This window comes from Pseudomonas fluorescens (assembly GCF_041354075.1).
GTDB classification, from domain to species: Bacteria; Pseudomonadota; Gammaproteobacteria; order Pseudomonadales; family Pseudomonadaceae; genus Aquipseudomonas; species Aquipseudomonas fluorescens_CE.
In genome coordinates this window covers 62,065-72,280 of the sequence record NZ_JARZGC010000009.1, presented here as the reverse complement: position 1 = coordinate 72,280, position 10,216 = coordinate 62,065, and the positions used below count along the sequence as shown (strand labels likewise).

The window sequence follows — 10,216 nt, the reverse complement described above, 5'->3', positions numbered from 1 at the left end:
TCACCATCTGGGCAGTATCGGCAGCGCTAGTGCGTCGTCGATGGCGCGCACTATACGGAGCGTCTTTTTAACTGTAAACCCCCTGAATTCAAAAAACCTGAAAAATGTTACCAGCGGCATTCAAATCAGCTTTGCGGTGTCGATAAAGGGCTTTGGAAGGGCTGTCGCAGCCCGAAATTTCCCGTTTCATTGCGCCTATGCCAAACTAACCCGCATATAGACAAGGTGAAAACTCTCTAATGGCCGATTGGCAGTCCCTCGATCCCGAGGCCGCTCGTGAAGCGGAAAAATATGAAAACCCTATTCCCAGCCGCGAACTGATCCTTCAGCACCTTGCTGATCGGGGTTCGCCTGCCAACCGCGAGCAGTTGGTCGAAGAGTTCGGTTTGACCACCGAAGACCAGATCGAAGCCCTGCGCCGCCGCCTTCGCGCCATGGAGCGCGATGCCCAGCTCATTTATACCCGTCGCGGCACCTATGCGCCGGTGGACAAGCTCGACCTGATCCTGGGCCGCATCAGCGGTCACCGTGACGGCTTCGGTTTCCTGGTCCCGGACGATGGCAGTGAAGATCTGTTCATGAGCCCGGCGCAAATGCGCCTGGTGTTCGATGGCGATCGCGCGCTGGCCCGTGTGTCCGGCGTGGATCGTCGCGGTCGCCGCGAAGGCATGATCGTCGAAGTCGTGTCGCGCGCTCACGAGACCATCGTCGGTCGTTACTTCGAAGAGGGCGGTATCGGCTTCGTGGTGGCAGACAATCCGAAGATCCAGCAGGAAGTGCTGGTGACCCCGGGTCGCAACGCCAACGCCGATATCGGTCAGTTCGTCGAGGTGAAGATCACCCACTGGCCGACACCGCGCTTCCAGCCGCAAGGCGACATCATCGAGGTCGTGGGCAACTACATGGCCCCGGGCATGGAAATCGACGTTGCCTTGCGCACCTACGATATTCCCCATGTCTGGCCTGATGCGGTACTCAAGGAAGCTGGCAAGCTCAAGCCGGAAGTCGAGGAGAAGGACAAGGAGAAGCGCATCGACCTGCGCCATCTGCCGTTCGTCACCATCGACGGCGAAGATGCCCGTGACTTCGACGACGCGGTCTACTGCGAAGCCCGCCCAGGCAAGCTGCGCCTGTTTTCCGGTGGCTGGAAGCTGTACGTGGCGATTGCCGACGTCTCCAGTTATGTGAAGCTCGGTTCGGCGCTGGACGCCGAAGCCCAGGTGCGCGGCAACTCGGTGTACTTCCCCGAGCGCGTGATCCCGATGCTGCCCGAGCAACTGTCCAACGGCCTGTGCTCGCTGAATCCGCTGGTCGATCGCCTGGCCATGGTTTGCGAGATGACCATCTCCAAATCCGGTGAAATGACCGATTACTGCTTTTACGAAGCGGTCATCCACTCCCATGCACGTCTGACCTACAACAAGGTCAGCGCGATGCTCGAGACGCCGAAAGCCACCGAAGCGCGCAAGTTGCGTGGCGAATACACCGACATCGTCCCGCACCTCAAGCAGCTGTATGCGCTGTACAAGGTGCTGCTCGCGGCTCGTCATGTGCGCGGTGCGATCGATTTCGAAACCCAGGAAACCCGGATCATCTTCGGTTCCGAGCGCAAGATCGCCGAAATCCGCCCAACCGTGCGCAACGATGCGCACAAGCTGATCGAGGAATGCATGCTGGCCGCCAACGTGGCCACCGCCGAATTCCTGAAGAAGCACGAAATTCCTGCGCTTTACCGGGTTCACGACGGCCCGCCGCCGGAGCGACTGGAAAAACTGCGCGCCTTCCTCGGTGAGCTGGGTCTGTCCCTGCACAAAGGCAAGGATGGCCCATCGCCCAAGGATTATCAGGCGCTGCTGGCAAGCATCAAGGATCGTCCGGACTTCCATCTGATCCAGACAGTCATGCTGCGCTCGTTGAGCCAGGCGGTGTACACCTCTGATAACCAGGGTCACTTCGGCCTGAACTACGAGGCCTACACCCACTTTACTTCGCCGATCCGCCGTTACCCGGACCTGCTCACGCACCGGGCGATCCGCAGTGTGATCCACTCGAAGATGGACACCCCGCACGTTCGCCGTGCCGGTGCGATGACCATTCCGAAGGCGCGCATCTATCCGTACGACGAGGCGGCGCTGGAACAGTTGGGCGAGCAGTGCTCGATGAGCGAGCGACGTGCCGACGAAGCGACCCGCGACGTGGTGAACTGGCTCAAGTGCGAGTTCATGAAAGACCGCGTGGGCGAGTCGTTCCCGGGCGTGATCACCGCCGTGACCGGTTTCGGCCTGTTCGTCGAGCTGACCGATATCTATGTCGAGGGCCTGGTCCACGTCACGGCGCTGCCGGGCGATTACTACCACTTCGACCCTGTGCATCACCGTCTCGCCGGTGAGCGCACCGGGCGCAGTTTCCGCCTGGGCGATACCGTCGAAGTGCGGGTGATGCGCGTCGACCTCGACGAGCGCAAGATCGACTTCGAGATGGCCGAAAAGACCATCAACGCGCCGATCGGTCGCAAGAAACGTGGCGCCGATTCCAGCGCGCCGGCGCCATCTTCCGCCAAAACGGCTGAGCCGGCTGCGGCGAAAACCGGTCGTCGTCCCGCCAAGGAAAAGCCTGTCGAAGCCTACCGTTCGAGCGATGCGGCGGCGAAAAACGCCGAAGTGCGCAAAAGTCGGGAGCTGAAGAAGGCGTTGCTGAGCGAGGCGAAAGGCGGGGGCAAGGCGACCGGTAGCAAAACCGGACGTTCCGCGCCTGACAAGGCGCCTGCCGGCAAGCCCAGCAAACACCGTAAAGGCCCGCCGAAAGCGGGCTCCGCTCCAGCCGCCAAAAGCGGCGGGGCGCGTAAACCGAAGGCCAAGTCATGAGTCAGTTGGAAAAAATCTACGGCGTGCATGCCGTAGAAGCCTTGCTGCGTCACCACCCCAAGCGCGTCAAGCAGATCTGGCTGGCAGAAGGCCGCAGTGAGCCGCGGTTGCAGAACCTGATCGCGCTCGCGGGTGAAAACCGTGTGCCGGTCGGCAATGCCGAGCGGCGTGAGCTCGATGCCTGGGTCGAAGGCGTGCACCAGGGCGTGGTGGCCGAAGTGAGCCCGAGCCAGGTCTGGGGTGAGGCGATGCTCGACGAGCTGCTCGATCGCACCGAGGGCGCGCCGCTGCTGCTGGTGCTCGACGGGGTGACTGATCCGCACAACCTTGGCGCTTGCCTGCGTTCGGCCGATGCGGCCGGTGCGCTGGCGGTGATCGTGCCGAAGGACAAGTCAGCCACGCTGACCCCGACGGTGCGCAAGGTTGCCTGCGGTGCGGCGGAAGTGATTCCGTTGGTCGCCGTGACCAACCTGGCGCGCAGCCTGGAAAAGCTCAAGCAGCGCGGCTTGTGGGTTGTCGGCACGGCGGGCGAGGCGGAGCAGAGCCTGTACCAGCAGGACATGACCGGCCCGACCATCCTGATCATGGGCGCGGAAGGCAGCGGCATGCGTCGCCTGACCCGCGACCTGTGCGATTACCTGGTGCACTTGCCGATGAGCGGCAGCGTCAGCAGCCTCAACGTTTCCGTAGCGACCGGCGTCTGCCTGTTCGAAGCGCAACGTCAGCGGAGCGTGAAGGCGGCAGGCAAAAAAGCCTGATCCTACGCGATCCAAATGTGGGAGCGGGCTTGCTCGCGAAAAGTGGTGTGTCAGTCACGAGTCACGTCGACTGGCTGGCATATCGCATTCGCGAGCAAGCCCGCTCCCACAGTTATTTTGTGATGAGGCAATTGTTCAAATATTCACCAATTTCCTTGCACCTCTCCGGTCCCTTCTCTACAATTGCGCCCCTTGCTGTGACGGCAGGCACGCATGTGTCTCCCGCAAGCAAGTCCATAAGTGTCATTCACTCCTTGTCTGACCGCTTCTGAGCGGCAGGCTACAACCCGTAAGGAGCATTCATGCGTCATTACGAAATCATCTTTTTGGTCCACCCGGATCAAAGCGAGCAAGTCGGCGGCATGGTTGAGCGTTACACCAAGCTGATCGAAGAAGACGGCGGCAAAATCCACCGTCTGGAAGATTGGGGCCGTCGTCAACTGGCCTATGCAATCAACAATGTTCACAAGGCTCACTACGTGATGCTGAACGTTGAGTGCACTGGCAAGGCCCTGGCCGAGCTGGAAGACAACTTCCGTTACAACGATGCAGTGATCCGTAACCTGGTCATCCGTCGCGACGAAGCCGTTACCGGCCAGTCCGAGATGCTCAAGGCTGAAGAAAACCGCAGTGAGCGCCGTGAGCGTCGCGACCGTCCTGAGCACTCCGACGCCGAAGGCGTTGACGGTGATGACAGCGACAACAGCGATAACGCTGACGAGTAATCCACGGACCTTTTGAGGAGCCTATTACATGGCACGTTTCTTCCGTCGTCGTAAATTCTGCCGCTTCACCGCTGAAGACGTGAAGGAGATCGATTACAAAGATCTCAACACTCTGAAAGCCTACGTATCCGAGACCGGCAAAATCGTTCCAAGCCGCATCACCGGTACCAAAGCTCGTTATCAGCGTCAGCTGGCCACCGCTATCAAGCGCGCCCGCTTCCTGGCCCTGCTGGCCTACACCGACAGCCACGGCCGCTGAGACCGGGCAGTCGACACGTAGCAAAGGATTGAAAGCATGCGTGCCTTAGCTGAGTTCATCATGCGCGGCCGTATGCAGGCCACTCTTGTAGTGGCTGGATGTGCTGCATTGCCGTTGTTGTATTGGTTGGGTGCTGCCGCCGGATGCCTTGTGCTCCTGCGGCGCGGATTGCAGGACGCCCTGGGCGTTCTGGCTCTGGGACTGCTGCCGGCGTTGATCTGGTGGCTGTATTCCGACGACCCACGGGCACTTCTGGTGCTGCTGGGGTCTTCGAGCCTTGCGCTGGTTTTGCGCGCAAGCGAATCCTGGATCCGCGTGCTGCTGGTCAGCATAGCGATGGGAGTGGTGTTTGCAGGGGTGCTGGGGACGGTTTTCGCTCCCCAGATCGAGATGCTGGCGCAGGCCTTGATCAAGGTCATGCCGTCGCTACTCGGTGATGTCTACCAGAAGTTGTCGGTAGATGAGCAAGCGCATTTTGCGTCCCTGATTGCACCGGTCCTGACCGGCCTGATTGCGGCCTTGTTGCAAATCGTCAGTGTGCTGAGCCTGCTTGTCGGGCGCTACTGGCAGGCGTTGTTGTACAACCCGGGTGGTTTTGGTCGCGAGTTTCGCACCATCCGCTTCCCGCTGGTGCTGGCGATGTTACTGCTGGCGTGCATGCTTCTGGGGCCGAACATCGGTCCGCAGATGGCCATGTTGACGCCGTTGTGCAGTGTACCGCTGGTGTTCGCCGGGCTGGCCCTGATTCACGGGCTGGTGGCGCAAAAGCGACTGGCCAGGTTCTGGCTGGTGGGGTTGTACGTCACGTTGTTGCTGTTCATGCAGCTGATCTATCCGTTGCTGGTGGTCTTGGCCATCGTCGACAGCCTGATTGATTTTCGCGGTCGTCTGGCGCCGAAAGACGCCGATAACGCGAACGGTGAAGGTTAAAAGTTAGAGGATTTCCACATGCAACTGATCCTTCTGGAAAAAATCGCCAACCTGGGCAACCTGGGCGACAAAGTAAACGTTAAGGCCGGCTACGGTCGTAACTACCTGCTGCCTTTCGGCAAAGCTACCGCTGCGACCGCTGCCAACCTGGCTGCGTTCGAAGAGCGTCGCGCTGAGCTGGAAAAAGCAGCAGCAGACCGTAAAGCCTCGGCTGAAAGCCGCGCTGCCCACCTGGCTGAGCTGGAAGTGACCATCACTGCCACTGCCGGTGACGAAGGCAAGCTGTTCGGTTCGATCGGCACCCACGACATCGCTGATGCACTGACCGCCTCCGGCGTTGAAGTGCAGAAGAGCGAAGTTCGTCTGCCGAACGGCACCATCCGCAACGTAGGTGAATTCGACGTGGCCGTGCACCTGCACGCCGAAGTTGAAGCCACCGTACGCGTTGTCGTGGTAGCAGCTTAAGCAGCACTTGTCGGCTGGCACCCTCGGGTGCTTGCCGGTAACATCGGGCACGATCCTGTTTACAGGTCGTGCCCTTTGTCTTTCTGGGAACTCCCGTTTTTCAATTCCTGCTTTCCTAAAAAACCAAGTGACCATGAACGAAATCTCCGCTCCCGAGCAATACGATCTGCAAACCGCCGCGCTGAAAGTGCCGCCGCATTCCATCGAAGCCGAACAGGCTGTGCTCGGTGGTCTGATGCTGGACAACAACGCCTGGGAGCGCGTGCTCGATCAAGTCTCCGACGGCGATTTCTATCGACATGATCACCGCCTGATTTTTCGCGCGATTGCCAAACTGGCCGACCAGAACTCGCCCATCGACGTCGTGACCCTTGCCGAGCAACTGGACAAGGAAGGTCAGACGTCCCAGGTCGGCGGCCTCGGTTACCTGGGCGAGCTGGCGAAGAACACGCCGTCCGTCGCCAACATCAAGGCCTATGCGCAGATCGTCCGCCAGCGCGCGACCTTGCGTCAGTTGATCGGCATCAGCACCGAAATCGCCGACAGCGCCTTCAACCCTGAAGGCCGCACCGCCGAAGAGATCCTCGATGAAGCCGAACGGCAGATCTTCCAGATCGCCGAGGCGCGACCCAAGACCGGCGGTCCGGTGGGCGTCAACGATTTGCTGACCAAGGCGATCGACCGCATCGACACCCTGTTCAACACAGGCGAAGGCATCACCGGACTGTCCACGGGCTACACCGACCTCGACGACAAGACCAGCGGCCTGCAGCCGGCCGACCTGATCATCGTCGCCGGCCGTCCGTCCATGGGTAAAACCACCTTCGCGATGAACCTGGTGGAAAACGCCGTGCTGCGCAGCGAGAAGGCCGTGCTGGTTTACTCGCTGGAGATGCCAGGCGAATCGCTGATCATGCGTATGTTGTCGTCCCTGGGACGTATCGACCAGACCAAGGTTCGTTCGGGTCAACTGGATGACGATGACTGGCCGCGCCTGACCTCGGCGGTCAACCTGCTCAATGATCGCAAGCTGTTCATCGACGATACCGCCGGCATCAGCCCGTCGGAAATGCGCGCCCGCACCCGGCGGCTGGTCCGCGAGCATGGCGATGTCGGCCTGATCATGATCGACTACCTGCAACTGATGCAGATTCCGGGCTCCAGCGGTGACAACCGGACCAACGAGATTTCCGAGATATCCCGATCGCTGAAGGCCCTGGCCAAGGAATTCAACTGCCCGGTGGTGGCCCTGTCCCAGCTCAACCGCTCCCTCGAACAACGACCGAACAAGCGTCCGGTGAACTCCGACTTGCGGGAATCCGGAGCGATCGAGCAGGACGCCGACGTGATCATGTTCGTGTATCGCGACGAGGTGTATCACCCGGAAACCGAGCACAAGGGCATTGCCGAGATCATCATCGGCAAGCAGCGGAACGGTCCGATCGGTTTTGTCCGGCTGGCGTTCATCGGCAAGTACACACGCTTCGAGAATCTGGCGCCGGGTAGCTATAACTTCGACGACGACGAATAACCCGTGGGAGCGGGCTTGCTCGCGAGGGCGCTGTGCCAGACAACATCAATGTCGACTGACGCACCCCCTTCGCGAGCAAGCCCGCTCCCACATGGATGTGCGGAATTTCCGACCACAGCCGTCGGAATTGGTCAAAATTTGTGCTATATTCCGCGCCCGCGAAATTTCACGCCAGCCTAACCGGTCATCGTCATGCAAACAGCCAAGCCGTTATTTGACTATCCCAAGTACTGGGCCGAATGCTTCGGTCCAGCGCCATTCCTGCCGATGAGCAGGGAGGAGATGGATCAGCTTGGCTGGGATTCCTGTGACATCATCATCGTCACCGGCGACGCCTACGTTGACCATCCGTCGTTCGGCATGGCGATCATCGGTCGGCTGCTGGAGGCCCAGGGCTTCCGCGTCGGGATCATTGCCCAGCCGAACTGGCAGTCCAAAGACGACTTCATGAAGCTCGGCGAGCCGAACCTGTTTTTCGGCGTCGCGGCCGGCAACATGGACTCGATGATCAACCGCTACACCGCCGACAAGAAAATTCGCTCCGACGACGCCTACACCGCCGGCGGCCTGGCGGGCAAGCGGCCGGACCGCGCGAGCCTGGTTTATAGCCAGCGCTGCAAGGAAGCCTACAACCATGTGCCGATCGTGCTCGGTGGCATCGAGGCCTCCCTGCGCCGCATCGCCCACTATGACTACTGGCAGGATCGGGTGCGTAACTCGATCCTGATCGACGCCTGCGCCGACATCCTGCTGTACGGCAACGCCGAGCGCGCTATCGTCGAAGTGGCCCAGCGCCTGTCCTATGGCCACAAGATCGAAGACATCACCGACGTTCGCGGCACGGCGTTCATCCGTCGCGACACGCCAAAAGACTGGTACGAAGTCGATTCCACGCGCATCGACCGTCCGGGCAAGATCGACAAGATCATCAACCCGTACGTGAACACCCAGGACACTCAGGCCTGCGCCATCGAACAAGAGAAAGGTCAGGTTGAGGATCCACAGGAAGCCAAGGTCGTGCAGATCCTGGCCAGCCCGAAGATGACCCGCGACAAGACCGTGATTCGTCTGCCGTCGGTGGAAAAGGTGCGTAACGACGCGGTGCTGTATGCCCACGCCAACCGCGTGCTTCACCTGGAAACCAACCCGGGCAACGCCCGTGCGCTGGTGCAGAAGCATGGCGAGGTGGACGTCTGGTTCAACCCGCCACCGATTCCTATGACCACCGAAGAAATGGACTACGTGTTCGGCATGCCCTATGCGCGCATTCCGCACCCGGCGTACGGCAAGGAGAAGATCCCGGCCTACGAGATGATCCGCTTCTCGGTGAACATCATGCGTGGCTGCTTCGGCGGCTGCACCTTCTGCTCGATCACCGAGCACGAAGGGCGGATCATCCAGAACCGCTCCGAAGAATCGATCATTCGCGAGATCGAAGAGATCCGCGACAAGGTGCCGGGTTTCACCGGGGTCATTTCCGACCTTGGCGGGCCGACCGCGAACATGTACCGCATTGCCTGCAAGAGCCCGGAAATCGAATCCGCCTGCCGCAAGCCGTCGTGCGTGTTCCCCGGCATCTGCCCGAACCTGAACACCGACCACTCGTCGCTGATCCAGCTCTACCGCAGTGCCCGTGCCTTGCCGGGCGTGAAGAAGATCCTGATCGCTTCCGGCCTGCGCTACGACCTCGCGGTCGAGTCGCCGGAGTACGTCAAGGAGCTGGTGACCCATCACGTCGGTGGTTACCTGAAGATCGCCCCGGAACACACCGAGGAAGGGCCGCTCAACCAGATGATGAAACCGGGCATCGGCAGCTATGACCGGTTCAAGCGCATGTTCGAGAAGTACTCCAAGGAAGCGGGGAAAGAGCAGTACCTGATTCCTTACTTCATCGCCGCGCACCCGGGCACCACCGACGAAGACATGATGAACCTGGCCCTGTGGCTCAAGGGCAACGGTTTCCGTGCCGACCAGGTGCAGGCGTTCTACCCGTCGCCGATGGCCAGCGCCACCGCGATGTATCACTCGGGCAAGAACCCGCTGCGCAAGGTCACTTACAAGAGCGACGCGGTGACCATCGTCAAGAGTGAGGAGCAGCGCCGCCTGCACAAGGCGTTCTTGCGTTACCACGATCCAAAGGGCTGGCCGATGCTGCGCGAGGCGTTGCTGCGCATGGGCCGTGGCGACCTGATCGGGCCGGCCAAGCACCAGTTGATCCCGCTGCACCAGCCATCGACTGACAGCTACCAGAGCGCCCGTCGCAAGAACTCGACGCCAGCCGGTAGCCATAAGGTGGCGGGGGAGAAGACCACGAAGATCCTCACCCAGCACAACGGTCTGCCACCCCGCGCCAGTGATGGCGGCAACCCGTGGGACAAGCGTGAACAAGCCAAGGCCGCAGCGTTCGCCCGCAATCAGCAGGCGGCCAAGGAGCGCAAGGAAGCGGCCAAGGGCGGCAAGGGTCAGAAGCCGACCCGCAAGCCGGTTGTGCCGCGCTGAGGTCTTGATGAAATGAGCAGAACGCCAGCCTTCGGGTTGGCGTTTTGCGTTGTCGCGGCAGTGATCGGCTATTGAGCTGTTGCTGCCGGCCCCTTCGCGAGCAAGCCCGCTCCCACAGGGACAGCGATATTCTGCAGGAGCGGGCTTGCTCGCGATGAGGCCATTCCTGCCTGCGACATTGCAAC

Annotated in this window: 9 protein-coding genes; all 9 read left to right on the top strand. The window is 60.8% G+C overall.

What is annotated here, in order from left to right; translation table 11 throughout:
- Positions 1-220 (top strand): hypothetical protein (locus QIW53_RS14045; RefSeq protein ID WP_371050200.1); only part of this gene is annotated, 220 nt, incomplete at its 5' end.
- 19 nt (positions 221-239) lie between these two features.
- Complete coding sequence (rnr, locus tag QIW53_RS14040) at positions 240-2,864, top strand: ribonuclease R (RefSeq protein ID WP_371050199.1); 2,625 nt, start codon at positions 240-242, stop codon at positions 2,862-2,864.
- Entirely contained in the window at positions 2,861-3,622 is a 762-nt protein-coding gene (rlmB, locus tag QIW53_RS14035; protein ID WP_201193669.1) for a 23S rRNA (guanosine(2251)-2'-O)-methyltransferase RlmB, read from the top strand. Before rnr ends, rlmB begins: the two co-directional genes overlap by 4 nt.
- 302 nt (positions 3,623-3,924) lie before the next feature.
- On the top strand, positions 3,925-4,347 hold the full coding sequence (rpsF, locus tag QIW53_RS14030; protein ID WP_037015709.1) for a 30S ribosomal protein S6: 423 nt from the start codon (positions 3,925-3,927) through the stop codon (positions 4,345-4,347).
- 28 nt (positions 4,348-4,375) lie between these two features.
- Entirely contained in the window at positions 4,376-4,606 is a 231-nt protein-coding gene (gene rpsR, locus QIW53_RS14025) for a 30S ribosomal protein S18 (RefSeq protein ID WP_002551829.1), read from the top strand.
- Between the two features lie 36 nt (positions 4,607-4,642).
- Entirely contained in the window at positions 4,643-5,536 is an 894-nt protein-coding gene (locus QIW53_RS14020; RefSeq protein ID WP_371050198.1) for a hypothetical protein, read from the top strand.
- Between the two features lie 18 nt (positions 5,537-5,554).
- On the top strand, positions 5,555-6,001 hold the full coding sequence (rplI, locus tag QIW53_RS14015) for a 50S ribosomal protein L9 (protein ID WP_224535697.1): 447 nt from the start codon (positions 5,555-5,557) through the stop codon (positions 5,999-6,001).
- A gap of 133 nt (positions 6,002-6,134) precedes the next feature.
- The gene (gene dnaB / locus QIW53_RS14010) at positions 6,135-7,532 is read left to right on the top strand and encodes a replicative DNA helicase (RefSeq protein ID WP_371050196.1); all 1,398 of its coding nucleotides are present in this window, start codon (positions 6,135-6,137) and stop codon (positions 7,530-7,532) included.
- Between the two features lie 192 nt (positions 7,533-7,724).
- Positions 7,725-10,031 (top strand): YgiQ family radical SAM protein, encoded by a 2,307-nt coding sequence (locus QIW53_RS14005; protein WP_371050195.1) that lies wholly within the window; start codon positions 7,725-7,727, stop codon positions 10,029-10,031.
- Positions 10,032-10,216: the final 185 nt, after the last annotated feature.